Consider the following 25,394-nt stretch of genomic DNA (forward strand, 5'->3'; position numbering starts at 1 on the left):
GCTGGCGAATGTCACCAAGCCTGGAAGTGCGATGAACCACATGGAGGTTATCCGCATGCTTGCCGGGCTCTGGCGCGAAGTAGGGCAGGCGGATCGGATTCCGGATCTTGTTGCCGATTACCTGCGTCGGGATCTGCTCAACAAAATCCTCGGTAACTCGGATAACCATGGCCGCAACACCGCAATTATCCGGGATATGGACTCGTTTCGTTTGGCGCCGATTTATGATTTGGCGCCAATGGTGATGGATGACGAAGGTGTGACCCGCACGACCAAGTGGCCAAAAGAGTTGGAGAGGGCAGGCGAAGTCGATTGGCGCGGAGTCTGTCGAGCATTGGCGAATATCGCTGATCCGGAAGATCCATTGGCAGCGTTGGCTGACGCGCCAGACTCTTTCGAGCGCTTGCGGGAGGAGGCACAACGTTTGGTGGCACTTCCCGATATTTTGACCGCCAGTGGATTGCCCGCCACGACGATGAATCACCCGCGCATTGCATTGAAAAATCTGGAGCAACGTTTGAAAGAGTGGGATCTGAAATGAGCATGACCGTTGCCGAGCGCACGGTGCTCATAGAAAACATTCAAGAAGGACTCACCCAAGGCTCGATTGAAATAGGCGAAGCCGTCCGGCGCCTGCGAGTGGAAGTGACCGGCCTGCATCAGACTCAATTTGCCAAGATGTGCAAAATCTCGGTTCGCACTTTGGTGCATATCGAGCATGGGGAAGGAAATCAGACGCTGAAGTCACTTAATGCAGTATTCCGCCCGTTTGGATTGAAGATGGGAGTGGTACGCGTTCGACGTGATATCAGCTGAATCAGCACCGATCATTTGTAGGCGCCGGCTTGCCGGCTCCTACAGAGATCAGGTGTTGCTGATCCTCAATTGATTAGCCGCGGCACTCGGAAAGCGTTTTTACCTGTCCCGAATCACTCTGGTTCTCATCGCTCAGCCAGCGCTCAAACCCCGCCTCAATCGCCGGCCATTCCGAGTCCAGAATCGAATACCACGCCGTATCCCGATTTTGCCCCTTGACCACCATGTGCTGGCGGAACACCCCTTCGAAACTGAAGCCCAGTCGCTCAGCCGCGTATTTGGAGCGGGCGTTGCCGTTGTTGCACTTCCATTCCAGGCGACGGTAGCCGAGGGCGAAGGATTCCCTGGCCAGCAGATAAATCGCTTCGGTGCTTTTCGGCGAACGCTGCATCGGCGCGCCGAAGGTGACGTGGCCGATTTCGATGCGGCCCTGGGACGGGACGATCGACATCAGGCTGAGGATGCCTTGCACTTCACCACTGCTACGGTCGATCACGCTGAAGAAGTAGGGGTCACTATTGGCCGCATGGTTATTCAGCCAATCGTTGAACGCGCTGCGCTCCGGGAACGGCCCGTAGGGCAAGTAGTCCCAGAGTTTCGGGTCGGCGCCGGGGCCTTGCAGGGCTTTGAACAGGTCATCGCCATGGCGCGCCGGGTCGAGTTTTTCCAGGCGGATGAAACGCCCTTCGAGGGTTTGTACCGTGGGGGCCGGGACGCCTTTCCAGTCGCTGAGTGAAGTCGACATGTTGTTCTCCTTGAACCTTAAATGGCTTTACGAAACTGGATGAAACCGGGACGTTCGGCGATGCGCTCGTAGAGCCGGATCGCAGTGGCGTTGGTTTCGTGGGTCAGCCAATGGACCTTGCAGCAACCATCGGCCTTGGCGGTGGTGTAGACGAATTCGATCAACTGGCGACCGACACCGGTGCCACGGGTTTCAGGTGCCACCAGCAAGTCTTGCAGGTAGCAGGAGTTTTCGATGCTCCAGTTCGAACGATGGTAGATGAAATGCACCATGCCCACCGCTTTGCCGTCGGCCCAGGCGAGGGCTGCATGAGTCGTCTCGCTCGGGTCGAGCATGCGCTGCCAGGTACTTTGGGTGACCGCTTCAGGCAGTTCCGTATTGTAGAAGCGCAGGTAGGCCTGCCATAGCGGCAGCCACGCGGCGTAGTCGTCGGCGCTGACCTGGCGGATCTCGATCTGACTCATGTTCATTCCTTAACGCATCAAGTGGGCGAGGGCCTGATCGTGCACATCAGGGCTGGCACTCAGCCCCTCGCGCACGCCGGCAATGTCTGCGGGGCTACGGTTCTGGCTGAGCTTGCGTTTTCCTTCCAGGCGCTGGATCGGCAAGGCAAAACCGACGATGGCCTTGAGCATGCCGTCGATGTAGTCGGCGGGGGCGTCGGCGACTTTCCATGGCTGGGCGCGGCCGGCCTCATGGCGATCGGTGAGGGTGCTAACGATGTCGAGCAGCCGTCCGCCATCGCTGAATGTTTCGGCGCGGCCATAGGCGTGGACGGCGACGTAGTTCCATGTCGGCACGACTTTTCCGTGCTCGGCCTTGCTCGGATAAAAGCCAGGGCTGACGTAGGCATCGGCACCGGAGAAAATCAGCAGGGCTTCAGCACCGTCGCGCAGGTCTTTCCACTGCGGATTGGCCTTGGCCAGATGCCCGTACAGCGTGCCGTTCGGACCCTGTTCGCGATGGAGCAACACCGGTACGTGGCTGGCTTGCAAGCCGTGCTCGCCGTGAGTCACCAATATGGCGAGGCGAGTAGCGAGGATCAATTCGTGTAATTGGGACAAGTCATCAATGGCAAAGGCGCGTGGCGTGTACATGGAAATTTTCCTTGGCGAATGCCTGCATCCTAGGCAGGCTATTGGTCTGTTGTAAGAGCCATTAATGACCAATTTCATAGGTCCATTGCCATGTCGGATTCTCAGCCGCTGTCCATGTCGTTCAATCCTGCGGGGATTGAACTTGATCGCCGTCTGGGGCTGAGCCGCCAGCTCTATCAGGCGCTGCGCATCCGCGTGCTCGACGGTCGGCTCGCCAGTGGCATGCGTCTGCCGGCCAGTCGTGACCTGGCGGCGGCATTGGCGATTTCCCGCAACAGTGTGGTCCGTGCCTACGATCAGCTGTATGCGGAAGGCTTCATCGAGGGACGGGTGGGCGACGGGACTTATGTCGCCCAATTGCCGCAAAGTGCATTACCGGCAAAAAAACTATCCACAAAAGTATCCACAGGGTTGTCAACAGGCTTACCCACAACCTTATCCACAAACTGGCTGGATTTACCTGTGGATTCATCCAGCAAAGTTATCCACAGCGGTGCATTGGGGCGGGTTGAAAAGAACCATTTGGCACTGCCGCCAAGCGGTCCGCCCCGGGCATTTCGGGTCGGTGTTCCGGCCTTCGACCTGTTTCCGTTTGAGGTCTGGGCCAAGCTGAATGCGGCTTTCTGGCGCAAACCGGATCTGCAGCAGCTGTGTTATGGCGATCCGGCGGGCGATGCGCGCCTGCGCGGGATGATCGCCGCGTACTTGCGCAGTTCGCGGGGTATGCAGTGCACGGCTGAGCAAATTGTGATCACCAGTGGTGCACAGCAGGGGATCAGCCTTTGTGCACAGCTGCTGGTGGAGCCGGGCGACGGCGTGGCGATCGAAAATCCGGGCTACCGTGCGGCGGGTCATGCGTTTGCCGTAGCAGGGGCGTGCTTGCACGGGGTCGCGGTCGATAGTGAGGGCATCAATTGTGGCGAACTGACGCAGCTCAGTGATTGCCGCCTGACATACGTAACACCATCGCATCAGTATCCCACCGGTGTGGTCATGAGCCTGGCGCGACGTCTGGAGTTGCTGGCCTGGGCCGAGCGTACCCAAGGCTGGATCGTCGAGGACGATTACGACGGCGAGTATCGATACAGCGGCGCGCCGCTGGCACCCTTGGCGGCACTCGATCGGCACGGGCGGGTGTTGTATGTGGGGACGTTCGGCAAGGTCGCGTTTCCGGCATTGCGTCTGGGTTACCTGGTGTTGCCGCCAGGTTTGGTGAATGCGTTCGCGCAAAGGCGCGCAGTGGATGTGCGGCATTCGGAAGTGAGCACTCAGGCGGTAATGGCCGAGTTCATGGCTGCCGGGCATTTTCAGCGGCACATCCGGCGTATGCGCCGTGCCGCGTTGAGTCGGCGCAACTGCCTGCTGACGCATTGGCCGACAAACATCGAGGGTGTCGGCAATCTGCCCAATGTCATGGCCGGATTGCACCTGACAGTCCCGGTGAGCAGCGTTGCACGCGAGCGCGAGCTGATCGAAAGGGCCGAAACCGTCGGCGTTGAAGTCAATGGATTGAGCAGCTATTGGTTACCCGATTCGCAGACTCCGCTGGATCAGCGAGCCGGTCTGGTTCTCGGTTTTGCTGCCGTGCCAGAGCCGGCGATAAAAGCGGCTCTGACACGGTTGAGCAAGGTCTGGCGCGACTGAACTTTTTACTGTGCAGGCGGCATCTTCGGTTCGGGTTGCAGAAACAGATCCCGCACCTGTGGATCTACGATTCGGCGCAGTGCGTTGTCCACCGCATCGAAGACTTCCAGTTCCTGACGGGACGTGACTGGCAGTTCGCGCAAATACTCATCGGCAAACTTGAGGTGCGCGGCCGTGAACCCTTCATCAGGATCGGTCAGTCTGTCGTAGTGAAAGTGCGCTACCCACAATGGCTTATTGCGCGCCCGGTCGTGGATTTTGTATTCCTGAAAGTAGTCCTTGCGTTGTTTGGTCCTGATGCGCCCGCGCGGGTCTTTGATAATCTCAAGCAGCTCGTGTTCCTGTAACCATTTCAGGTAGGTTTCCCGGGGTTTGCGCTTCATGAGCATGCCACCGTATACGGCGATACCTTCGCGTCTGGCTTTCGCGGCGCCCTCTCTCAATTCAAGGCCGAGATTAGCCACCGGAAACTCGTTTCTTTTACGAGCCAAAACGTTATCAACTTCGTTGGCAGCCTGTTCGAGACGTGCCGCCTGTTGATCGAACAGGTCTTTCATGTCCGCCGGAACGCGCGAAGGGCGTTCGGCGTCTGCGCGTGTACGGCGGATGAACTCGTTGATATCTACACTCAGGCTCAATCCGTTGGCCACGATGCTGGCGTCATCCCGTACAGCCGGTTTCACTGGACGACCGCTGGTCCTGTCGACGATGGGGATTTCTGCGCTGGCCTCCATGTCCGTTGACGGCGCCTTTTTCGTTTCCTGGACGCGTGGCCGAGCCTTGCTCACCTTGCCAATGGCTCTCGAAGTGGAAGGGCCGGTTTCGAGCCTGGCCATCGCTGCGACCGGGACCTCATCAGGCTCCGGCAGCAAGCTGAGCAAACGGTTACGCGCTGTTTGGTGGAACTGCGTGACCAACTGCTGTACCCGTATGAATCGTCCTGATTCCAGGTCATCAGACGAAGTGGCGAAGAGTACTTGCAGGCGTTTTTCGCAATCGGCCAGTCGATCGACCAGATGGGTGAGCTGATCGATGTTGGGCGGTGTAGCACTGCGCCGTTCAGCCAGAGCGTGGGCGGCTTCGGCTGCATTATCGAAAATGTCTTCGACCTGCCGGCGTACCTCACTGATGTCGCTACCCGCCCTGTCACGCAGGCAGAGCTCACTGGACATACTGACTTCATTGGCCTCCAGGTCGAAACGCGAGAGAGACGGGCTCAGTTTCGACAGGTCGATGGCAACTTTGCGGGTGATGCCGCTGTGGTTCGTCAACCTGTCCAGAGAAACCTGCAGTCGGTCGAGGCGGTCAATGATTTCGTTGCTCACTCCGATGGCTTTTTCCGCGGCCAGCACCTGCTCGGCACGTGGCATTCCCTCTGAACCTTCTGCCTGGTTGAGCAGGGGAGTGACGATTTTCGCGTACGCGAGCAACTTCATTCGCATCCATCCATTGAGAAAGCGATGCTGCTCAATGGTCAGGCGCATCAGTTGCGATTGATACACCACGCCGTTGCCACCTGCGATGCGCCACTTTTCAAGGTCTTGCAACGCCTGGCCATAGACGTTGGCCAGTTCATTGGTCTTTTCCGTGTAGGAAGCGATGGATTCTTCGGAGTCGGGGGCTGAGACCTCATTGCTCTCCATGGCGTTCAGAGCCTCATCCACGCTGGCTTTGAGAGTGGCTTCCCGGCTGAAGAATGATTTCAACGCGGTCCATGCCTCATCCTTTTGCGCAAGTTTTGCGCGACGCAGAGCCTCGATGCGACCTGTCGGACCGCCGCCGCGCAGGCGCAACTTGAGGTCCCAATGCCAGCGTCCCGCGCTTTCGTCGTATTGCACGCAAAAGCCGGAGCGCGTCGGGTCGTTCGGATCGACGATGAAAATCGGTGCATCGGTTTCGGCACTGACTTGAAACCATCGCGCGCCGACCTGTGCATACAGCTTTCCCGAGAATTCATAGAGGTGTTCGGCATTGGCCTGAGCGTCACCGTGCAAAGAGGGCGCCGGCACCTGGAAGCTATCGATGTTCTTTAAAAATGCTGCCTTTGCGTTGAGGCGGCCGAGGGTGGCGGTGGCGGGTACCAGAGCCGAAGAGTGGGTGTTGAGCTGTTGACCGCTGAGCGGGGTCGGGTCCTGCGTGACCGATACAGCCTTTTTTGCGGCAGGGTTGATCAGCGGCGGCTCACCCATGAGCTGGCTTCCTGGCTCGGGGACTTTATCGAGTATGCTTGAAGGTCGTATGCGTCGAGTGGCGATCCGATGGGTGAGCAGAATGCCGAGGGTCAGCAGGAGGTCGCCGGCCGACGTCAATTCGTCGACCTGGTCGCCGTGTTCATGGGCGTCTCGAACCTTCTGGATCTGATCGATAATTTGCCAGACCCAAACGGCGGCGGCTGCCGGGCCGCTGAAGAAGTTCGACGCGACACTGAAAATCGCCCAGCCGGTTTCGACCAGCAGTGCCCAGCGCCGCTCGGCATTGGAGGTGGATTGGCGGTCGGCGAGTTCGATCATGGCCTCGCTGTTATGGGCGAACAAGGTCGCAGGAATATCGCCGCTCAGAGGGGTATTCGTCAGTTCCACACCAGCACTCAGGTCGAGGTGTGCAAGCGGCTCGGTGGCCATGTCGACAAGGGTCCAGAGCGACGGAATCCCGCTGGGAAATACATACTTGGCGTATTCCAGGCTCAGGTCTGAAGTCGGCAACCAGGCCAGTATCGAATCACGTAACTCACCCGGTTGGTAAAACGCGTACAACATGTTCTGCTCGGAGGGAAACTGCAGCAGTGGCAGGGCCAGCAAGGGGCGGTAAAGCAGGCACGGGCCACTGCGCCTGTCGCGCGGGCCGATGATGTACATGTTGGCGACAGTATCCGGCGTGGTACCCAGACGAAAATGAGGCACGAAAGCCAATGGACGGATCTGAATCGGCCATAGAGCGGCTGGCGAATTGCTTTTGATCGCAGCCATCAGTTGGCAGACCTGGCGATAGCCGATCTCATCGACCCCGCCCTGGCGCTTGAGTTTGTATTCCAGCGCCAGTAAGGGCAGGAGCAACGGCAGTTGCCGACAGTAGCGGATCCTGTGGCGCCGGGCCTGCTCCGGGTCGTCGATCAGTGTGCGCTTGACCAGTTGGGGATAGGTTTGACCAGCGTCGGTTTTGTTGGCCATTCGCGTCAGGTATGTGTCGGTCATCCAGTCGGGCACGGCTGTTCCGTCGCTATAGGTCACCGTCGCGAGGTAAGGCTGAGCGTTGTGCAGGGCGAATTCGGCCAGGGTTTCGACGCTACGGTGAAATGGATCCGGCGCCGTAATGAGGTTGGTTTCGTAGGCAGGAAAGAGGGTAATGCGAACGTCATCCAGGCGCAGGTTGTGGGTGTCGCTGCCCATTCGATCGGCAACGATGGCGGCCTGCATTTGCTGCAGGGCATACGTTTGAATAGGCGGAATATCCTTGGCGTCGAAGGCGTCACGGTCGGTTGCGTCTCGCAGGGTACCCAGTTCAGTCAGGTAATCGCTGTAAGCCTGGATATCGTTCAGCGAACCGGTCATAAGCCATTCGGGAAGGGCGTCTACCATTTGTTTGATTCGTGCGTTGTCCCCGGTGTTGGCGATGGCGTCTGTATTCTGCCTATAGGGGATGCCGGCCAGTGGTGAACGGCTTGTGGGGTCCAGTGCATCGATGACGTCGATCTGATAGCCCACCATTGCCCAGACCATGGCATCGAAAATGTTTCCCTCGGGCTCGTAGAGCCTCCACCTCAAGGTCTGGCCCCTGACATCGAGATCGATCCGTTCGGGGAGCACGGCACCCAATTGCGCCATGGACTCAAACGCTTCATAGCCACCGCTGATGGTGTACATCAGCAGCAGATCGCGGCTGCCCCGTTTTGCGGTCAACACCAGAGCGCCCGAGAGCATCAAATGCCGGGAACTGCTGCTTTCGGCCATCACAAAGTCGAGATCGAAATCAATCAGGCAGGCACGAACACCAGACAGCCCGCTGTCATCGACCAGGCGGGAATCCTTGTCGGGATATTGCGAAACAAGCCGCGCCAGTGTGCATTGGTCAGCGTCCCAGCCGCTGGCTGACTGGACGTTGAGCGCGTCTTTGAGGGCATCGGAGAGCATTTGCCAGCGAGGTATCCGGTCCACGGATCCGTTCCAGTAATCCAGCTGGCTTTGTGCGAAGGCCATGAACACCGAAGGGGCAAGTTCATTGAGCAGATGGGTGAGTGCGTCCATGCTGACGGGGAGGTGAATGGGGTCGCTGGCATGAGGGGTCTGGGTCAGGAAATGCTCACCTTCGATCAGGTCGGCCGAGGTTGCCGTCAGTGCCATGCGAACCAGTAAGTGGGGCAGGCTTTCGAAGAGGTTGCGCACGCTAATGAGATCATCACCCCGCTCTCGCCACAGCGGTGATGCCAGCAGAGCAGTGTGAGGGTCGATCTTTTGTTCGGGAAACCGTTTTTCCAGAGCTTTTTGCAAGAATTGAACAACAGCTTCTTGCAGGGGCGGGCCACCGCTGGTCAGGTCTACCAGAAGGCTTTTATTCAAAAGAGCCGGTGGCTGGCGGTTGGCAGGTGTAGCGGTATTTTCACTCATTGGGGAGTCCTGTTGGAGAAGGCAGCAGTTGCCGGTCCTGGCGAAAGTACCCAGCTGCCCGTCGCCCCAGGTGGTAGATAAATATCGCAGGCAAAAAAAGACCCGCGCGATGGCGGGTCTTCATTTTCAACGTCTGTGTCAGGTCCCGGACTTGATCTTGGTCCAGGCCCGGGTCCGCGCGCGTTCGGCATCGCGCGGCAGCGGTTGCAGGGTGTAGAGCGTGCCCATCGCCGCTTCGGTCGGGTACAGGTTCGGGTTATTGCGGATCGCCGGATCGACCAGCTCCGTGGCGTCCTTGTTCGGGTTCGGGTAACCGACGAAGTCGCTGACCGGCGCGATCACCTGGGGTTGCAGCAGATAGTTGATGAAGGTGTAGGCGTCTTCCGGGTTCTTCGCGCCCTTCGGGATGGAGAGCATGTCGAACCAGATCGGCGCGCCTTCCTTGGGCAGGCGCATGTCGACGACCACGCCGTTCTTGGCTTCCTTGGCGCGGTTGGCGGCCTGGGAGAAGCTGCCGGAGTAACCGACCGCCACGCAAATGTCGCCGTTGGCGATGTCGGCCATGTACTTGGAGGAGTGGAAGTAGGTGACATATGGGCGAATCTTCATCAACAGCGCTTCAGCCTTGTCGTAGTCCGCAGGCTTTTTGCTGTTGGGGTCCAGGCCCAGGTGTTGCAGGGCCAGCGGCAGGATCTCCGACGGCGAGTCGAGCAGGGCGACGCCGCACTGCTTGAGCTTGCTGATGTTCTCTTCCTTGAAGATCAGGTCCCAGCTGTCCACCGGGGCGTTGTCGCCGAGCACCGCCTTGATCTTGGCCGGGTTGAAGCCGATCAGGATGGTGCCGTACATGTAGGGCACGGCGAACTTGTTGCCAGGGTCGTTGGCCTCGATCAGCTTCATGAGCTTTGGATCGAGGTGATTCCAGTTCGGTAGCTTGCTGCGATCCAATGGCTGGAACACGCCGGCTTCGATCTGCTTGGCGAGGAACACGTTGGACGGCACCACCACGTCGTAGCCGGAGTTGCCGGTCAGCAGCTTGGCTTCGAGGGCTTCATTGGTATCGAAGATGTCGTAGACCAGTTTGGTCTGGGCGTTCTGCGCCTTGAAATCTTCCAGGGCCTTGGGGGTGATGTAGTCGAACCAGTTGTAAACGCGCAGCGTGCGTTCTTCAGCGTGCACGGCACCACCGAGCAGCGTGGCGCACAGCGCGGGAGCGATAAAGCGCTTGAGTCTGTTCATTGTTGTTTTCCTCACTGAGCGCTTTCAAAGCCTTCAAGTACGTTCACGGCGTTGATGCCGATTTCTTCCACCGCATAGCCGCCTTCCATCACGAACAGCGTCGGTTTACCGAGCGCCGCAATGCGCTTGCCCATGGCCAGGTAGTCCGGGCTGTCGAGCTTGAATTGCGAGATCGGATCGTCCTTGAAGGTGTCGACGCCCAGGGACACGACGATGATGTCGGCACCGTAGTTGTCGATCTCCTTGCAGGCCTGCTCCAGCGCCGCGCTCCAGGTGTCCCAGCCCGATCCTGCGGCCAGCGGATAGTTGAAGTTGAAGCCTTCGCCGGCACCTTCGCCCAGCTCGTCTTCATAGCCGAGGAAGAACGGAAACTCGGCTTCCGGGTGACCGTGGATCGAGGTGAACAGCACATCGCTGCGCTCGTAGAAAATCGACTGGGTGCCGTTGCCGTGGTGATAGTCGACGTCGAGGATTGCGACCTTTTTATGGCCTTGATCAAGGAACGCCTGGGCTGCGATGGCGGCGTTGTTGAGGTAGCAATAACCGCCCATCAAATCGCTGGCGGCGTGGTGTCCCGGTGGACGGCACAGGGCGAAGGCACTGCGGGCGCCGCGCTGGATTTCCGCCTGGGCGGTCAGCGCCACTTGCGCTGCGCTGTACGCCGCCTGCCAGGTGCCCGCGGTGATTGGGGCGCCGCCGTCGAAGCTGTAGTAACCGAGTTCGCCATGCAAGCTGGTGGGCTTGACGCGGCGCAGGGTGCGCGCTGGCCAGGTGTAAGGCAGCAAGTCACCGTCGGTGTTGAATTCGGTCCAACGGGCCCAGGCGCCTTTGAAAAAGTCGAGGAAGTCGCGGCTGTGGATGCGCTCGATGGGCCCGAGGCCAAAATCCTTCGGCGTTTCGACAGGACCGAGTTTCTGCTTTTGCACCCGAGCCAGGACGTGGTCGGCACGCGATGGCATCTCGAAGCAGGGCTTGAGCTGGCCATCGATCAATTCACAACGGCCGTGGTGCAGGTGGTGATCATCCGAGTAGATCGTCAGCATTTCTTGTTCTCCGCAGGCTGATTCGGTTAAACACAGTCTTGCGGTGCGCAGGGTTTAGGAGAACGGCAGGAAAGGCCAAAAGGGGATCGATATGGCCAAAACATTTGACCGAAATTCGCCCCTTGTTGGCGCAAGGGGTGTCAATGCGGCCTGAACTGACTCGGCGCAACACCGCTCCAGCGCACAAAGGCATGGCGAAAACTGGCGGTCTCGCTGAAGCCCAGGGCCTCGGCGATTTGATAGATCGGCAGTTGGTCCTCACAAAGCATTTGCTTGGCCTGCTCAAAACGCAGTTCGTCGAGCAACTCCTGATAACTGCAACCCATGTCCTTGAGATGCCGGCGCAAGGTCCGCGCCGAGCAATTCATCTGCTCGGCCAGACCCTCCAGCCCCGGTGCCGCATTCAATTGCGCGCTGAGCAATTGGCGAATCCGCCCGAGCCAGGCCTGGCGCCCGGTGAACTCGATGTTCTGTTTGCGGCAGCGTTCGGCCATGGCCTGATGGGTGATCACATCGGCCAGCGGCAACGGCTGGTCGAGCCAGCGCTTGTCAAAGGCGAAGGCGTTGTTGCGCGCGCTGAAGTGCACAGGGCAATCGAAGTGTTCGGCGTAGCTTGTTTCGTAGTCGGGCGCGGCATGTTCGAAGCGTGCGCCGAGCAAGGGCAGAGGATGGCCAAGCAGGTCGTCGCAGGTGACCTTCAGCGACACCAGGCAGAACTCGGCGTTGAACACCGCCATGGCCGGGCTCTCGCGGTAATCGGCGGCGGCGAACCAGATGCGCTCGCCATCGTCTTCAAGGCTCAGTTCGAAAAGTGTTCCCAGCAGCGCCGGATAACGCATCGCCAGACGTAAAGCGTCACCGAAGGTGGCACTGGTGAGCAGGGCGTAACCGAGTATGCCGTAGCAGGAGACGTGCATCCGTCGGCCCAGTTCCAGGCCGATGTCGCGCTTGAGGGCGACGGCATTGGCACAGACCTGCATTTCCTGATTGGTGGTGATGCGCGTGTCGGCGCGGTTCAGATCCGCCGCACTGATGCCGCTTCCGGCCAGCAGCGCTTCGCTGGACAAGCCTTGTGCCTTGAAGGCATCGAGGACCAGGGAAACGGCATTGAGCGTGGTGAGGTGGGAGTGGAGCATAAGGACTTCCAGCCTTGGGATGGCTGGAGCGCAGCAAGTTACATGCCGAGCGAGGAACCTGTAGGAGCGAGCTTGCTCGCGAAAAACCTGAGAGCGCCGCGGGGTGCCAGGCTTCCAGCGTTATCGTTAACGACCATCGCAAGCAAGCTCGCTCCTACAGGGATTTGTACTGTGTCAGCTCAATTCGCCGCAGAGGTCGAGTTCAACGAGACGGCGAACCTCGGCAGTTTCGAGTCCGGCTCCCAACAACCCATGCAACTTGCCGAACGCCGCTTCACGGGTCATGCCGCCACCGGATAGCACGCCAACTCCACGCAACCGGCTGCCTGCCTCGTAGACATCCAGCTCGACGCCACCTTCATGGCATTGGGTAACGGCAACCACCACCACGCCCTTGTCCCGGGCACGGCCGAGGCTGGCGAGAAACCCGGGGTTGTCGCTCGGACCGGTGCCGCTGCCGTAGCATTCCAGCACCAGGCCCTGAATGCCGCTGTCGAGCAAACCATCCAGCACCTCGGCGCTAATGCCGGGAAACAGTGGCAGCACCGCGACGTTCGCCAATTGTCCGGGTTGGTTGTAATTCAACGGTGTTGGTAGCGAAGGCGCTTTCACGCCACCGCCCTGACGTTCCAGTCGCTTGAACGGATGACGGCCAAAACTGCGTACCTTGGCGCAACGGGTCGGGTCCAGCAGTTCGCCATGGAAGTACAGATGCACGCCCGGCGCGAGGCCCTGGCCCAGTGCAACCAGCGCGCCGCCGAGGTTTTCCCAGGCGTCGCTATCGGTGACGCCGGCCGGCAGCATGGAACCGGTGAAGCACACGCGGGCATGCAGGCCGAGCAACTGGAAGCTCATGGCGGCGGCACTGTAGGCCAGAGTGTCGGTGCCATGCAGGATCAGCACGCTGTCGCAGCCCTGAACATCCACCGCATCGACCACGGCTTCACGCAACTGCTGCCAATACGTCGGGGTCATGTTGGCGCTGTCGATCAGCGGCGACATCTCGCGAAAGCGCCACTGTGGCACCACCAGCTCGGGTTGGCTGTGCAGATACTCTCGCATCCGCGCTTCGAAACCGGATGCCGGGGCCAGGCCATGGGCGCCGGCCTGCATGCCGATGGTGCCGCCGGTGTAGAGCACCATGACGTGCTGGGCGGCAGGGTAGGTCGAGGCATTCATGGGAGGTTCTCCAATAAACTATGACAGCTTGTGACCGAGCATGACGCCGGTCGCAAGCTGTGTCACGTCGGGCGCAGGGGATGCGCCCGGTTTTTACCGATCAGCGTTGCGCTGCGGGTACGCCTTGCGGCTCAGCTTGAGCCTTGGTGGCGGCGGCTGGCGGGTTCGCCGGCCAGGCTTTCAGGTCCAGATCCAGATCCGGGAATTTGCTCGAATCGAATATCGGCGTGGTGATACCAGCAGCGCGCTGGTCATCGTAGTCACGCAGGATGCGCATGCCGACCTTGAACAGCAGGAACAGCGCGATCAGGTTGACGAACGCGAGCATGGTCATGGTGATGTCGGCGAAAGCGAACACCGTGCCGAGGTTTTCGATGGCGCCCCAGAAAATCAGGACCAGTACCAGTGCGCGATAACCCATCAGTGCCTTGCGGTTTTCACCGATCAAAAAGCGCAGGTTGCTCTCGCCCAGGTAGTAGTTGTAGAGGATCGAGGTGAACACGAACAGCGCCAGGGCAACGGAGATGAACATCCGGCCCCAGTCACCGACCACGGCGGCCAGCGAGTTCTGGGTGAGGGCAATGCCGTCGCCTTCGAAGCCCGGGGTGTAGAAGCCCGAGAGCAGGATCAGCAGCGCGGTGCAGGTGCAGATCACGAAGGTATCGAGGAACACGCTGAACGCCTGTACCACACCTTGTGCCACCGGGTGCTCGACCGCCGCAACCGCCGCCACGTTCGGCGCACTGCCAAGGCCCGCTTCGTTGGCGAACACGCCACGCTTGACGCCCATGATAATCGCGCTGCCAATCAGGCCGCCAAAGGCCTGGTCCAGACCGAAGGCGCTCTTGACGATGGTCATCAGCATGCCCGGCACCTGGTCGAACTGCAGCACGATCACATAGATGGTCACACCGATGTATACCAGGGTTTTCACCGGTACCAGCAGGTCAGCGACCTTGGCGATGCGCTTGATCCCGCCGATGAACACCAGGCCCAGCAGTACGGCCAGGCCGATGCCGGTGTAGGTCGTGTCCAGACCGAACGCGTTGTTCAGCGAGTGCGTTACGGCATGGGATTGCAGGCCGTTGAAAGCGAAGCCGAAGGTGATCAGCAGCAGGAACGCCATGATCATCCCCAACCAGCGTTTTTGCAGGCCATGCTGGATGTAATAGGACGGGCCGCCACGGAACGTGCCGTCCGCATCGGTGCGTTTGTAAAGCTGGCCAAGGGAACATTCGAAGAAGCTGCTGGACATGCCGACCAGTGCGGTCACCCACATCCAGAACACCGCCCCCGGCCCACCGAGAGTCACGGCGATGCCGACACCGGCAATGTTGCCCGCGCCGACGCGGCCGGCGAGGCTGAGCATCAGGGCCTGGAACGAACTGAGTTGCCCGGCGCTGCTTTTGAGGCTGTCGCGGAACACCGCGAACATGTGGAAGAAGTGGCGCAGTTGAACGAAACGCGAGCGGATCGTGAAGTAGCTACCGAGCCCGACAATGAGCGCGATCAGTACTTTCCCTGAGAGGAAGTCGTTAATGACTTCGAGCATGGATTATTCCTCGCTGTTTTTTGTGTAGGCAAATGCTGGCCGGGTAGACACATCGAGTTACACCCCTTGGCGCACGGCACTAAGGGCGGTTCGAAGTTCGTCCCGGTTTCATATTGCGGGTTTGTTATTAGTTCGGGTTTCGCATGGGTTGTGGTCTCGCTACCGACGACCGCTCACGCGAAGAGGGGCGGCACTATACCGATGACAGTGCCGTCCGTCTGCACGGTTGTGGTGCGTTCGGTAAAACGAATCCTTTGAAACACCTGACATTCTTGTTGTCAGGCTATGTGGGAACTGCTCTTGGTGGGAGCGGGCTTGCTCGCGAAAGCGGTGTATCAGACACGTCATTGTTGAATGTGCTGCCGCCTTCGCGAGCAAGCCCGCTCCCACACTGGTCAGTCCCCAGATACACGGTTTTCACCGGCAAACAGTTAAAAAAAAGGGCCTGGAGATTGATCTCCAAGCCCTCAAAAGGTGAGAGGTGTCTAGTCCCTCGACCTGGTGAGCGGTGCTACAGGTAACGCGTCGGGTTATGCCTTCAGAGGCACCAGACGCGGAGCAATCATGTTTTCCGGGCGCAGGATGTCGGCGAGCATGGCTTCGTCGAGCAGACCTTCTTCGCGCACCAGTTCTAGCACGCCGCGGCCGCTTTCAAGAGCGAGGCCGGCGATGCGGGTGGCATTCTTGTAGCCGATGTACGGATTCAGTGCGGTGACCAGACCGATCGAGTGCTCGACCAGTTCACGGCAGCGTGCTTCGTTGGCGGTGATGCCGACGATGCAGTGCTCGCGCAGCATGTCCATGGCGCGTTGCAGCAGGCGGATCGAGTCGAAGATCTTGAAGGCGATCAGCGGCTCCATCACGTTCAGTTGCAGCTGGCCGCCTTCGGCCGCGATGGTCAGGGCCAGGTCGTTACCGATGATCTGGAACGCTACCTGGTTTACCGCTTCCGGAATAACCGGGTTGACCTTGCCTGGCATGATCGAACTGCCTGGCTGACGCGCCGGCAGGTTGATCTCGTTGATGCCGGTGCGTGGGCCGCTGGACAGCAGGCGCAGGTCGTTGCAGATCTTCGACAGCTTGACCGCGGTACGCTTGAGCATGCCGGAGAACAGCACGAAGGCGCCCATGTCGGAGGTGGCTTCGATCAGGTCGGCCGCCGGTACCAGCGGTTGACCGCTGATCACTGCCAGGCGCTGAACGGCCAGGTGCTGGTAACGCGGGTCGGCGTTGATGCCGGTGCCGATCGCGGTGCCGCCCAGGTTCACTTCAGTCAGAACTTCCGGTGCCAGAGTCTTCAGGCGTGCCAGGTCTTCACCCAGGGTGGTGGCGAACGCACGGAATTCCTGACCCAGGGTCATCGGAACGGCGTCTTGCAGCTGGGTACGACCCATCTTCAGGACGTGGTTGAATTCTTCACCCTTGGCCGCGAATGCCTGAATCAGGCTGTCGAGGCTGGCGAGCAGGGCGTCGTGACCGAGCAACAGACCCAGACGGATCGCCGTCGGGTAGGCGTCGTTGGTCGACTGCGCCATGTTTACGTCGTCGTTCGGGTGCAGGTACTGATATTCGCCTTTCTGGTGACCCATGGCCTCCAGCGCGATGTTGGCGATCACTTCGTTGGCATTCATGTTGGTCGAAGTGCCAGCGCCGCCTTGAATCATGTCCACCACGAACTCTTCGTGGAAGTCGCCGCGGATCAGACGTGCACAGGCTTCGCTGATGGCAGCGTGCTTGGCTTCGCTCAGGTGACCCAGTTCGCGGTTGGCGTCAGCGGCGGCCTGTTTGACCATGGCCAGACCGACAACCAGTTTCGGGTAGTGCGAAATCGGAACGCCCGAAAGGCGGAAGTTATTCACCGCTCGCAGGGTCTGGATACCGTAATACGCTTGAGCCGGTACTTCGAGAGCGCCAAGCAGGTCATTTTCTGTGCGGAATGATGCAGCGGAGGACATGATAGAAATCATCTCAATATGGACCCGGTCTGTGCCGGAACGCTGTGAATGCTAGGCTTGTGCGAAATTTTGGGCCAATGCTGTTAAACACTAGCCTATGCACATTCGGCATAATGCCCGTGTGACGCCGCGTTGACGGCAAGCGTGTGACCTAAATTGGTGCGTGTCCGGGAGGACGTGATGAATCTGGAAAGCAAATGGCTGGAGGACTTTAGTGCCTTGGCCGCCACCCGCAGCTTCTCCCAGGCAGCCGAGCGGCGTTTTGTGACGCAGCCTGCGTTCAGTCGACGGATTCGCAGCCTTGAAGCCGCGCTGGGACTGACCCTGGTCAACCGTTCGCGTACACCGGTGGAGCTGACAGCGGCGGGACAATTGTTCCTCGTCACTGCGCGCACCGTGGTCGAACAACTGGGTGAAGTGTTGCGTCATCTTCATCACCTTGAAGGTGGTCAGGGCGAAGTCATGCAAGTTGCAGCCGCTCACTCATTGGCACTCGGATTCTTTCCGCGCTGGATCGCCCAACTACGCAACGAAGGCTTGAACATCGCCACGCGGTTGGTGGCGACCAACGTCGGCGACGCGGTGCATGCGCTGCGCGAAGGCGGCTGCGATCTGATGCTGGCGTTCTACGATCCGGATGCGGCGATGCAGATGGACCCGGAGATCTTCCCGTCACTGCACCTGGGGCACACCGAAATGCTGCCGGTGTGTGCGGCGGATGCCGATGGCAAGCCGCTGTTCGATCTGGAAGGCGAGGGCAGCGTGCCGCTGTTGGCCTACAGCGCCGGTGCGTTCCTCGGCCGCTCGGTGAACATGCTGCTGCGGCAACGGGCGCTACGTTTCACCACCATCTACGAAACCGCCATGGCCGACAGCCTGAAAAGCATGGCCCTGGAAGGCCTTGGTATCGCCTGGGTGCCGCAACTGAGCGTGCGCGCCGAACTGGCGCGCGGTGAACTGGTGGTCTGTGGCGGCCCGCAATGGCATGTGCCGCTGGAGATTCGTCTGTATCGCTGCGCGTTGGTGCGCAAGGCGAATGTGCGGTTGTTGTGGCGCAAGTTGGAGGGTGGGGCGGCGCAAGGTACAACCGGTTCTTGAACACGATGAAAGCCCCTGTAGGAGCGAGCTCGCTCGCGATGAACCTGAGAGCGCCTCGGGCTGTCAGGCTTCCAGCGTCATCGTTAACGACCATCGCGTGCGAGCTCGCTCCTGCAGGAAGATTTGTGAGGTTCGCTGGCTGACCTTCAGGTCAATAAAACCGGGACTTTGCGCCGTATGACAGATGGTCGTGACGGGGGCTGTTTATCTGCCGTATTGCGGTATACTGCGCGGCCTTCGGCCGGTTACGACCGGCCATAATTCGTACAATCAAGCCACGCATCCTGCGTGGCTTGTTGTTTTTTGACGCGCCTGCGGGCGCCCAGAGAGAAGAGGCACGACGATGAGTGCACTGGTTGGCGTGATCATGGGCTCCAAGTCCGATTGGTCCACCCTTAGCCACACCGCCGATATGCTGGAAAAGCTCGGCATCCCTTACGAGGTGAAAGTGGTCTCTGCCCACCGCACCCCGGACCTGCTGTTCCAGTACGCTGAAGAAGCCGAGGCGCGTGGCATCGAGGTGATCATTGCCGGTGCCGGTGGCGCAGCCCACTTGCCTGGCATGTGTGCGGCCAAGACCCACTTGCCGGTACTGGGCGTGCCGGTGCAGTCGGCGATGCTCTCGGGCGTTGATTCGCTGCTCTCGATTGTGCAGATGCCAGCCGGCATCCCGGTCGCCACCCTGGCCATCGGCAAGGCGGGCGCGATCAACGCCGCGCTGCTGTCGGCGAGTATCCTTGGCGCCAAGCACCCGCAGTTCCACACGGTGCTGAAAGCTTTCCGTGCTGAGCAGACAGACAGCGTCCTGGAAAATCCAGACCCACGCATCGCCTGAGGTTGTTGACGATGAAGATCGGTGTAATCGGTGGCGGCCAGTTGGGTCGCATGTTGGCGCTGGCGGGCACTCCGCTGGGTATGAACTTCGCTTTTCTGGACCCGGCGCCGGATGCTTGCGCAGCCGCGTTGGGCGAACACCTGCGGGCCGATTACGGCGATCAGGATCACCTGCGTCAGCTTGCCGATGAAGTCGATCTGGTGACTTTCGAGTTCGAAAGCGTCCCGGCGGAAACCGTCGCGTTCCTCTCGCAATTCGTCCCGGTCTACCCGAGCGCCGAAGCCCTGCGCATCGCTCGCGATCGCTGGTTCGAGAAGAGCATGTTCAAGGACCTGGGGATTCCTACCCCGGCGTTCGCCGACATTCAGTCCCAGGCCGACCTGGATGCCGCCGTGGCCTCCATAGGTCTGCCGGCGGTGCTGAAGACCCGTACCCTGGGTTACGACGGCAAGGGTCAGAAAGTCCTGCGCACGGCAGAAGATGTGATTGGCACCTTCGCCGAACTGGGCAGCGTGGCCTGCCTGCTGGAAGGCTTCGTGTCGTTCACCGGTGAAGTCTCGCTGATCGCCGTGCGTGCCCGTGACGGTGAAACCCGCTTCTATCCGCTGGTACACAACACCCACGAAAGCGGCATTCTCAAGCTGTCCGTGGCCAGCACCGATCACCCGTTGCAAGCCCTGGCCGAAGATTACTCCAGCCGTGTGCTCAAGCAGCTGGATTACGTCGGTGTGATGGCGTTCGAGTTCTTTGAAGTCGACGGTGGCCTCAAGGCCAACGAAATTGCCCCGCGCGTGCACAACTCAGGGCACTGGACCACCGAAGGTGCCGAGTGCAGCCAGTTCGAGAACCACCTGCGGGCCGTTGCCGGTCTGCCGTTGGGTTCGACTGCCAAGGTCGGTGAAAGCGCGATGGTCAACTTCATCGGTAAAGTGCCGGAGACCGAGAAAGTCCTGGCCATCGCCGATTGCCATCTGCATCACTACGGCAAGGCGTTCAAGGTCGGCCGCAAGGTCGGTCATGCCAACCTTCGTTGTGCAGACCGCGAGACGCTGACGGCCCAGATTCTCAAGGTTGAAGCACTGATCGCCGAATAGTTTTTATCTGGTTGCGGCGGAACCTTCCGGTTGCGCCGTTCTCTCATGGCAGGTTGCGAAAGTCTGACTAGGCTTTCGAATAGCTACTTCATTGAGAGGGGAATGCCATGGGAATTATCGGAACCATCTTTATCGGCTTGATCGTCGGTCTGCTGGCACGGTTCCTGAAACCGGGCGATGACAGCATGGGCTGGATCATGACGATTCTGCTCGGTATCGGCGGTTCGCTGGCGGCCACTTACGGCGGTCAGGCCTTGGGCATCTACCAGGCTGGCCAAGGTGCAGGTTTCATCGGTGCACTGGTGGGTGCCATTGTGTTGCTGGTGATCTACGGACTGATCAAAAAGAACTGATCCAGGCGACAAAGCCCTCTCCGCCAATCCGGCCGGGAGGGCTAGAATGCTCGGCGTTTCCTGTTCTTCCAATTACCGAGCACCTTCATGCGCCGTCTTTTGTTGACTCTTGTTTTACTGGGTTCGGGCCTTGCCCATGCCGGCGAACTGCCGGAAACCGACTGGCTCGAATTGATGCCCAAGTCGGACCAGAAGGCCCTCGAGGCCATGCCTGAAATCGACCACAACTCCCCTGAAGCCAATGGCACTTTCACCGACAAGGGTGGGATGAAACAGGCCAAAGGCTTGCCGGCGGTGATGTACTCGACCAAGACCGTTGCGTCGATGAACGACAAGAACATCCGCATCGGCGGTTATCCAGTGCCGCTGGAGTCCGACGCCAAGGGGCACAGTACATTGTTCTTCCTGGTGCCGTACCCGGGCGCCTGTATCCACGTGCCACCACCGCCGCCCAACCAACTGGTGCTGGTGCGTTATCCCAAAGGCCTGAAGCTGAACGACATCTACACGCCGTTGTGGGTGACCGGTACGCTGAAGATCGAGAAGGTCAGCAATGACCTGGCCGATGCAGCGTATGCGCTGGATGCGGAGAAGGTCAGAGTCGTAAAAGAGTCCGACTTGTAGAGATGCAAATGTGGGAGCGGGCTTGCTCGCGAAGGCGGTGTAACAGCCAACGATGATGTTGAATGTTATGACCCCTTCGCGGGCAAGCCCGCTCCCACATTGGTTTTAGGTGTTACTTAGAGCGGCGCGCTGTTGACGCTCACGCCCAGCGTATGGCTTGCCCCTGGTTTCAGGTTCACTACATCGCCCATCACGTTCGCCGTCTCGATGCACAGCATGCGCTGCCAGCCGTCGTCGGCCATGTCGCTGAACGCAGCGGCGCGGTCGACCCACGGGTTCCAGATCACCGCCGTACGCGATCCACTGCTGGTCAGTACGATGCGTCGCTCCCATGCAGGATCGACGATGCTCAGCTGCGGCGGGGCGTCGAGGTAGATGCGATCGGTCTCGCCGGTAAAGCGCAGGTCACCGGTCTGGGTAACGGTTTTCCAGTTGTCCAGGGTTTCGATGTAGTTGAGGCCGTCCACGCCTTCGACGTGCACGTCACGTACATCGCTGACGGCAAAATAACTGTGCAGCGCCTGGCTGATGCTGACGGTTTCAGCACCCCGGTTGTGGCTGATCAGATGGATGTGCAATTGCTCGTCGAGGCGAATGCTCAGCGTCAATTCCACCTGGTGTGGCCAGCCGGGAAAGCCGCCTTCGGGGTAGGGCAGGAGGAATTCGACCTTCAGGCTTTCGCCTTCGGCTTCGATGCCACCCAGTTCCCAATCCATCGCTCGCACGAAACCGTGAGCCGCCGGTGCTTCCTTGCTGACGCGCATTGCCTGAACGCTTTGCGGATTGCGCTCAAAGACGCCAAACCACGGCCAGCACACCGGCACGCCGGCACGGATGCTCTTGCCGGTCTTGAACACGGCCTCGTCGTTGAGCCAGATCAACGGCGGCTGGCCGGCCAGTTGATAACTGAGGATGTGCGCGCCTTGCTGGGCTACCAGCAATTCGGCCTGACCGTGGCGGATGCGCCAGCAGTTCAGTTCATCCAGCTTTACGGCTTCAACATTGGGCGTGCTCATGGGACAGCTCTCGATCAGTAACGTGGACAACTATCGACCGCAAAACGGCTACCAGGTTTAAAAGCTCTTATCGAGCCCTTGGCGGAACCGAACGGGTGCGACCGCTGCCGTCGATGGCAACGAACACAAACACCGCTTCCGTTACTTTACGCCACTCGCTGGACAGTGGATCGTCGCTCCAGACCTCGACCATCATCTTGATCGAGCTGCGGCCGATTTCCAGGGCCTGGGTATAAAAGGACAGCTGCGCGCCCACCGCCACCGGAACCAGAAACGCCATGCGGTCGATCGCAACGGTGGCAACGCGCCCGCCGGCGACCTTGCTGGCCATCGCGGTACCTGCCAAATCCATCTGCGCCACCAGCCAGCCGCCGAAAATATCGCCAAAGCCATTGGTTTCGCGAGGGAGCGCGGTAATTTGCAAGGCCAGGTCGCCTTGCGGGATCGGATCTTCTTGTTCGAGCTCTATCATGCCGGGGGTGCCTCTGACCCGTGACTCTTCGTTGGTATTGCTGGTGGTAGCCGTCTTCGGGAAAAACGATTCACCACCGAACATACTACGTTCGTCACGTTTTCCATAAGGCGCCTAAAGGGAAACTCTGCGAAATCGCCTATGAACCTGACAGGCGTTTTCGCACAGCAACCCCTCAAAAACCGGAGCAAGGCTGCGAGTATATCGGTCGGTAGACTCCACGACGACCGTCCGGTTCTCATTTTGACCGTCAAAAACGCACCTCTATGTGCTTTTTCGAACAATTTGCTATCGTGCCGGACCTGCCCAAACCTCCGCCAGCGTTGTTGAGGTTGCAGATCCGACTATAAGAGAAGCCCTTGCCATGACCACAGCGCCCTCGAGCATCGCGCAGCCAGACCAACCCGCACGTCCGCTGACCCGCAGCGACTACAAGACTCTATCGCTGTCTGCCCTGGGCGGTGCGCTGGAGTTCTACGACTTCATCATCTTCGTGTTCTTTGCCACGGTGGTGGGCAAGCTGTTCTTCCCGGCGGACATGCCTGAGTGGCTACGCCTGATGCAGACATTCGGCATCTTCGCCGCCGGCTACCTGGCACGGCCGTTGGGCGGCATCGTGATGGCGCACTTCGGCGACCTGCTTGGGCGCAAGAAAATGTTCACCCTGAGCATTTTCATGATGGCCGTGCCGACGCTGATCATGGGCTTGTTGCCGACCTATGCGCAGATCGGCATGTGGGCACCCATCCTGTTGCTGTTGATGCGGGTGATCCAGGGCGCGGCCATTGGCGGTGAAGTGCCGGGGGCGTGGGTCTTCGTTTCCGAACACGTTCCGCAGCGGCATGTCGGCTACGCCTGCGGCACCCTGACCAGCGGTCTGACGGCGGGCATTTTGCTCGGCTCGCTGGTCGCCACGGCGATCAACAGCCTCTATACCCCGGTGGAGGTGTCGGATTACGCCTGGCGGATTCCGTTCCTGCTTGGCGGTGTGTTTGGTCTGTTCTCGGTGTACCTGCGTCGCTGGCTGCATGAAACCCCGGTGTTCGCCGAGCTGCAACAGCGCAAGGCCCTGGCCGAAGAGGTGCCGCTGCGTGCGGTGCTTCGTGACCATCGTGGTGCCATCGCCATTTCGATGCTGCTGACCTGGCTGCTGTCTGCCGCCATCGTGGTGCTGATCCTGATGACCCCGACCGTGTTGCAGACGGTCCACCATTTCCCGGCGACTACCGCCCTGCAGGCCAATAGCGTGGCGATCGTGTTCCTGAGCTTTGGCTGCATCATCGCTGGCGCACTGGCGGACCGATTCGGCGCAGGACGGGTCTTCGTGTTCGGTTGTACGGCATTGCTGGCCAGCTCCTGGACCTTCTATCACAGCCTGGCCGATCATCCCGACTGGCTGTTCCCGATGTATGCCCTGACCGGTCTGCTGGTCGGCACCATCGGCGCGGTGCCCTACGTGATGGTCAAGGCCTTCCCGCCCGTGGTGCGCTTCAGCGGTTTGTCGTTCTCCTACAACGTGGCCTACGCCATCTTCGGCGGCCTGACGCCGATGATCGTCAGCCTGTTGCTCAAGGAGAGTGCGATGGGGCCTGCTTATTATGTGGCGGTGCTGTGTGGGGTCGGGATTCTGGTGGGGGCCTGGCTCTGGAAGAAGGGCCGTTGATCCGTTAGTAGTGGCAACGGTGCGCGCTGCTTTTCCGGCTAAATCCCTCCAATTCCTACATTTATAGTTACAACTGAAAGGCCAGCCTTCCAAGTGGAGTGCTGGCCTTTCATCCAATTGTCATATTTCAGCCATAGAGTGTTCACACGGCCTGCTGATACTTGGCCCCGACTTAACACACCCTATCTGCTAGGAGTAAGGCATGAAACTGAAGCGTTTGATGGCGGCAATGACTTTTGTCGCTGCTGGCGTTGCGACTGCCAACGCGGTTGCCGCTGTTGACCCTGCTATCCCGAGCTACACCAAGACCACTGGTGTGTCGGGCAATCTGTCCAGCGTCGGCTCCGATACCCTGGCCAACCTCATGACCCTCTGGGCTGAGAACTACAAAAAAGAATACCCGAACGTAAACATCCAGATTCAGGCTGCTGGCTCCGCCACTGCGCCACCTGCGCTGACTGAAGGCACCGCTAACCTGGGCCCGATGAGCCGCAAGATGAAGGACACCGAGCTGGCTGCCTTCGAGCAGAAGTACGGCTACAAGCCAACCGCTATCCCGGTTGCCGTGGACGCCCTGGCGATCTTTGTACACAAAGACAACCCGATCCAGCACCTGACCATGGAACAAGTTGACGCAGTTTTCTCGTCCACTCGTCTGTGCGGCGCTAAAACCGACGTGAAAACCTGGGGTGACCTGGGTGTGACCGGTGACCTGGCCAACAAGCCGGTTCAACTGTTCGGTCGTAACTCGGTATCCGGCACCTACGGTTACTTCAAGGAAGAAGCCCTGTGCAAAGGCGACTACAAGCCTAACGTCAACGAGCAACCAGGTTCGGCTTCGGTCGTTCAGTCGATCAGCTCCTCGCTGAACGGCATCGGTTACTCGGGCATCGGCTACAAAACCGCTAGCGTGAAGACTGTGGCCCTGGCCAAGAAAGGCAGCCAGGACTTCATCGAAGACACCGAAGAAAACGCCCTGAACGGCAAGTACCCGCTGTCCCGCTTCCTGTACGTCTACGTGAACAAGGCCCCGAACAAGCCTCTGGCCCCGCTGGAAGCCGAGTTCGTGAAACTGGTTCTGTCGAAACAGGGCCAGGAAGTTGTAGTGAAAGACGGTTACATCCCACTGCCGGCCAAAGTAGCTGCCAAAGCTCTGGCTGACCTGGGTCTGGCGGAAGGCGGCGCTGAAGTCGCAAAAAAGTAACAAATTGAGTCCGAGGTGAACCCCTCGG

The 25,394-nt window shown here is 59.7% G+C and carries 22 protein-coding genes; 10 read left to right on the forward strand and 12 right to left on the reverse strand.

What is annotated here, in order from left to right; all coding sequences use genetic code 11:
* Window positions 1-541 (forward strand): HipA domain-containing protein (locus tag ACCD00_RS07385; RefSeq protein WP_413423258.1); only part of this gene is annotated, 541 nt, incomplete at its 5' end.
* A complete protein-coding gene (locus tag ACCD00_RS07390; RefSeq protein WP_085716166.1) occupies window positions 538-816 on the forward strand; it encodes a helix-turn-helix domain-containing protein in 279 nt (92 codons plus the stop codon). The genes ACCD00_RS07385 and ACCD00_RS07390, both read left to right, overlap by 4 nt.
* A gap of 73 nt (window positions 817-889) precedes the next feature.
* Here the strand turns inward: ACCD00_RS07390 and ACCD00_RS07395 are convergent, their stop codons facing one another.
* The 3 genes from ACCD00_RS07395 to ACCD00_RS07405 are packed head-to-tail and all read right to left on the reverse strand — an operon-like array spanning window position 890 to window position 2,658.
* Entirely contained in the window at window positions 890-1,561 is a 672-nt protein-coding gene (locus ACCD00_RS07395) for a GNAT family N-acetyltransferase (protein ID WP_413423260.1), read from the reverse strand.
* Window positions 1,562-1,578: 17 nt separating this feature from the next.
* Window positions 1,579-2,025 carry an N-acetyltransferase family protein gene (locus ACCD00_RS07400; RefSeq protein WP_413423262.1) on the reverse strand — a complete coding sequence of 149 codons (447 nt, stop codon included), beginning with the start codon at window positions 2,023-2,025 and terminating at the stop codon, window positions 1,579-1,581.
* Window positions 2,026-2,034: 9 nt separating this feature from the next.
* Entirely contained in the window at window positions 2,035-2,658 is a 624-nt protein-coding gene (locus tag ACCD00_RS07405) for an FMN-binding negative transcriptional regulator (protein ID WP_413423264.1), read from the reverse strand.
* A gap of 90 nt (window positions 2,659-2,748) precedes the next feature.
* Between ACCD00_RS07405 and ACCD00_RS07410 the strand changes: the two genes are divergently transcribed.
* The gene (locus ACCD00_RS07410; RefSeq protein ID WP_413423266.1) at window positions 2,749-4,302 is read left to right on the forward strand and encodes a PLP-dependent aminotransferase family protein; all 1,554 of its coding nucleotides are present in this window, start codon (window positions 2,749-2,751) and stop codon (window positions 4,300-4,302) included.
* A 5-nt stretch (window positions 4,303-4,307) separates the two neighbouring features.
* Here the strand turns inward: ACCD00_RS07410 and ACCD00_RS07415 are convergent, their stop codons facing one another.
* The 7 genes from ACCD00_RS07415 to ACCD00_RS07445 all read right to left on the reverse strand — a co-directional run bounded on the left by ACCD00_RS07415 (window position 4,308) and on the right by ACCD00_RS07445 (window position 17,007).
* A complete protein-coding gene (locus ACCD00_RS07415; protein ID WP_413423268.1) occupies window positions 4,308-8,903 on the reverse strand; it encodes a dermonecrotic toxin domain-containing protein in 4,596 nt (1,531 codons plus the stop codon).
* 138 nt (window positions 8,904-9,041) lie between these two features.
* Window positions 9,042-10,142 (reverse strand): polyamine ABC transporter substrate-binding protein, encoded by a 1,101-nt coding sequence (locus ACCD00_RS07420; protein ID WP_413423270.1) that lies wholly within the window; start codon window positions 10,140-10,142, stop codon window positions 9,042-9,044.
* Between the two features lie 11 nt (window positions 10,143-10,153).
* Entirely contained in the window at window positions 10,154-11,185 is a 1,032-nt protein-coding gene (locus ACCD00_RS07425) for a histone deacetylase family protein (RefSeq protein ID WP_413423272.1), read from the reverse strand.
* A gap of 140 nt (window positions 11,186-11,325) precedes the next feature.
* Window positions 11,326-12,321, reverse strand: coding sequence for an AraC family transcriptional regulator (locus tag ACCD00_RS07430; protein WP_413423274.1), 996 nt, complete (start codon window positions 12,319-12,321; stop codon window positions 11,326-11,328).
* 174 nt (window positions 12,322-12,495) lie between these two features.
* Complete coding sequence (locus tag ACCD00_RS07435) at window positions 12,496-13,500, reverse strand: asparaginase (RefSeq protein WP_413423276.1); 1,005 nt, start codon at window positions 13,498-13,500, stop codon at window positions 12,496-12,498.
* A gap of 100 nt (window positions 13,501-13,600) precedes the next feature.
* Window positions 13,601-15,052 carry an alanine/glycine:cation symporter family protein gene (locus ACCD00_RS07440; protein WP_413423278.1) on the reverse strand — a complete coding sequence of 484 codons (1,452 nt, stop codon included), beginning with the start codon at window positions 15,050-15,052 and terminating at the stop codon, window positions 13,601-13,603.
* A 530-nt stretch (window positions 15,053-15,582) separates the two neighbouring features.
* Window positions 15,583-17,007, reverse strand: coding sequence for an aspartate ammonia-lyase (locus ACCD00_RS07445; RefSeq protein WP_046038891.1), 1,425 nt, complete (start codon window positions 17,005-17,007; stop codon window positions 15,583-15,585).
* Window positions 17,008-17,187: 180 nt separating this feature from the next.
* Between ACCD00_RS07445 and ACCD00_RS07450 the strand changes: the two genes are divergently transcribed.
* From ACCD00_RS07450 to ACCD00_RS07470, 5 genes are all read left to right on the forward strand, one after another.
* Window positions 17,188-18,105: a LysR substrate-binding domain-containing protein gene (locus ACCD00_RS07450; RefSeq protein WP_008045548.1), complete on the forward strand. Its 918-nt coding sequence runs from the start codon at window positions 17,188-17,190 to the stop codon at window positions 18,103-18,105.
* 343 nt (window positions 18,106-18,448) lie between these two features.
* Window positions 18,449-18,940, forward strand: a complete 492-nt coding sequence (gene purE / locus ACCD00_RS07455; RefSeq protein WP_413423281.1) for a 5-(carboxyamino)imidazole ribonucleotide mutase — start codon at window positions 18,449-18,451, stop codon at window positions 18,938-18,940.
* Between the two features lie 11 nt (window positions 18,941-18,951).
* Complete coding sequence (locus ACCD00_RS07460; RefSeq protein ID WP_413423283.1) at window positions 18,952-20,034, forward strand: 5-(carboxyamino)imidazole ribonucleotide synthase; 1,083 nt, start codon at window positions 18,952-18,954, stop codon at window positions 20,032-20,034.
* 107 nt (window positions 20,035-20,141) lie between these two features.
* Window positions 20,142-20,387, forward strand: a complete 246-nt coding sequence (locus ACCD00_RS07465) for a GlsB/YeaQ/YmgE family stress response membrane protein (protein ID WP_003229635.1) — start codon at window positions 20,142-20,144, stop codon at window positions 20,385-20,387.
* A gap of 87 nt (window positions 20,388-20,474) precedes the next feature.
* Window positions 20,475-21,011: a DUF3299 domain-containing protein gene (locus ACCD00_RS07470; protein ID WP_413423285.1), complete on the forward strand. Its 537-nt coding sequence runs from the start codon at window positions 20,475-20,477 to the stop codon at window positions 21,009-21,011.
* A gap of 116 nt (window positions 21,012-21,127) precedes the next feature.
* Here ACCD00_RS07470 and ACCD00_RS07475 read toward each other — a convergent pair whose 3' ends face one another.
* Together ACCD00_RS07475 and ACCD00_RS07480 are read right to left on the reverse strand one after the other, a co-directional pair.
* Complete coding sequence (locus tag ACCD00_RS07475; protein WP_413423287.1) at window positions 21,128-22,027, reverse strand: D-hexose-6-phosphate mutarotase; 900 nt, start codon at window positions 22,025-22,027, stop codon at window positions 21,128-21,130.
* 67 nt (window positions 22,028-22,094) lie between these two features.
* On the reverse strand, window positions 22,095-22,499 hold the full coding sequence (locus ACCD00_RS07480; protein ID WP_007942704.1) for an acyl-CoA thioesterase: 405 nt from the start codon (window positions 22,497-22,499) through the stop codon (window positions 22,095-22,097).
* Window positions 22,500-22,863: 364 nt separating this feature from the next.
* Between ACCD00_RS07480 and ACCD00_RS07485 the strand changes: the two genes are divergently transcribed.
* Window positions 22,864-24,162 (forward strand): MFS transporter, encoded by a 1,299-nt coding sequence (locus ACCD00_RS07485; protein ID WP_413423289.1) that lies wholly within the window; start codon window positions 22,864-22,866, stop codon window positions 24,160-24,162.
* Between the two features lie 202 nt (window positions 24,163-24,364).
* On the forward strand, window positions 24,365-25,366 hold the full coding sequence (locus tag ACCD00_RS07490; protein ID WP_413423291.1) for a phosphate ABC transporter substrate-binding protein PstS family protein: 1,002 nt from the start codon (window positions 24,365-24,367) through the stop codon (window positions 25,364-25,366).
* Window positions 25,367-25,394 lie beyond the last annotated feature (28 nt).

Origin of the sequence: Pseudomonas sp. Pseusp3 (assembly GCF_047304225.1) — a bacterium.
Lineage (GTDB): Bacteria > Pseudomonadota > Gammaproteobacteria > Pseudomonadales > Pseudomonadaceae > Aquipseudomonas > Aquipseudomonas fluorescens_CD.

What these genes read in the sequence shown, in the direction of transcription:
- ACCD00_RS07390 (WP_085716166.1), top strand. Translation starts at nt 538, where the DNA reads ATGAGCATGACCGTTGCCGAGCGCACGGTGCTCATAGAAAACATTCAA.
- ACCD00_RS07395 (WP_413423260.1), bottom strand. Translation starts at nt 1,561, where the DNA reads ATGTCGACTTCACTCAGCGACTGGAAAGGCGTCCCGGCCCCCACGGTA.
- ACCD00_RS07400 (WP_413423262.1), bottom strand. Translation starts at nt 2,025, where the DNA reads ATGAGTCAGATCGAGATCCGCCAGGTCAGCGCCGACGACTACGCCGCG.
- ACCD00_RS07405 (WP_413423264.1), bottom strand. Translation starts at nt 2,658, where the DNA reads ATGTACACGCCACGCGCCTTTGCCATTGATGACTTGTCCCAATTACAC.
- ACCD00_RS07410 (WP_413423266.1), top strand. Translation starts at nt 2,749, where the DNA reads ATGTCGGATTCTCAGCCGCTGTCCATGTCGTTCAATCCTGCGGGGATT.
- ACCD00_RS07415 (WP_413423268.1), bottom strand. Translation starts at nt 8,903, where the DNA reads ATGAGTGAAAATACCGCTACACCTGCCAACCGCCAGCCACCGGCTCTT.
- ACCD00_RS07420 (WP_413423270.1), bottom strand. Translation starts at nt 10,142, where the DNA reads ATGAACAGACTCAAGCGCTTTATCGCTCCCGCGCTGTGCGCCACGCTG.
- ACCD00_RS07425 (WP_413423272.1), bottom strand. Translation starts at nt 11,185, where the DNA reads ATGCTGACGATCTACTCGGATGATCACCACCTGCACCACGGCCGTTGT.
- ACCD00_RS07430 (WP_413423274.1), bottom strand. Translation starts at nt 12,321, where the DNA reads ATGCTCCACTCCCACCTCACCACGCTCAATGCCGTTTCCCTGGTCCTC.
- ACCD00_RS07435 (WP_413423276.1), bottom strand. Translation starts at nt 13,500, where the DNA reads ATGAATGCCTCGACCTACCCTGCCGCCCAGCACGTCATGGTGCTCTAC.
- ACCD00_RS07440 (WP_413423278.1), bottom strand. Translation starts at nt 15,052, where the DNA reads ATGCTCGAAGTCATTAACGACTTCCTCTCAGGGAAAGTACTGATCGCG.
- ACCD00_RS07445 (WP_046038891.1), bottom strand. Translation starts at nt 17,007, where the DNA reads ATGTCCTCCGCTGCATCATTCCGCACAGAAAATGACCTGCTTGGCGCT.
- ACCD00_RS07450 (WP_008045548.1), top strand. Translation starts at nt 17,188, where the DNA reads ATGAATCTGGAAAGCAAATGGCTGGAGGACTTTAGTGCCTTGGCCGCC.
- purE (WP_413423281.1), top strand. Translation starts at nt 18,449, where the DNA reads ATGAGTGCACTGGTTGGCGTGATCATGGGCTCCAAGTCCGATTGGTCC.
- ACCD00_RS07460 (WP_413423283.1), top strand. Translation starts at nt 18,952, where the DNA reads ATGAAGATCGGTGTAATCGGTGGCGGCCAGTTGGGTCGCATGTTGGCG.
- ACCD00_RS07465 (WP_003229635.1), top strand. Translation starts at nt 20,142, where the DNA reads ATGGGAATTATCGGAACCATCTTTATCGGCTTGATCGTCGGTCTGCTG.
- ACCD00_RS07470 (WP_413423285.1), top strand. Translation starts at nt 20,475, where the DNA reads ATGCGCCGTCTTTTGTTGACTCTTGTTTTACTGGGTTCGGGCCTTGCC.
- ACCD00_RS07475 (WP_413423287.1), bottom strand. Translation starts at nt 22,027, where the DNA reads ATGAGCACGCCCAATGTTGAAGCCGTAAAGCTGGATGAACTGAACTGC.
- ACCD00_RS07480 (WP_007942704.1), bottom strand. Translation starts at nt 22,499, where the DNA reads ATGATAGAGCTCGAACAAGAAGATCCGATCCCGCAAGGCGACCTGGCC.
- ACCD00_RS07485 (WP_413423289.1), top strand. Translation starts at nt 22,864, where the DNA reads ATGACCACAGCGCCCTCGAGCATCGCGCAGCCAGACCAACCCGCACGT.
- ACCD00_RS07490 (WP_413423291.1), top strand. Translation starts at nt 24,365, where the DNA reads ATGAAACTGAAGCGTTTGATGGCGGCAATGACTTTTGTCGCTGCTGGC.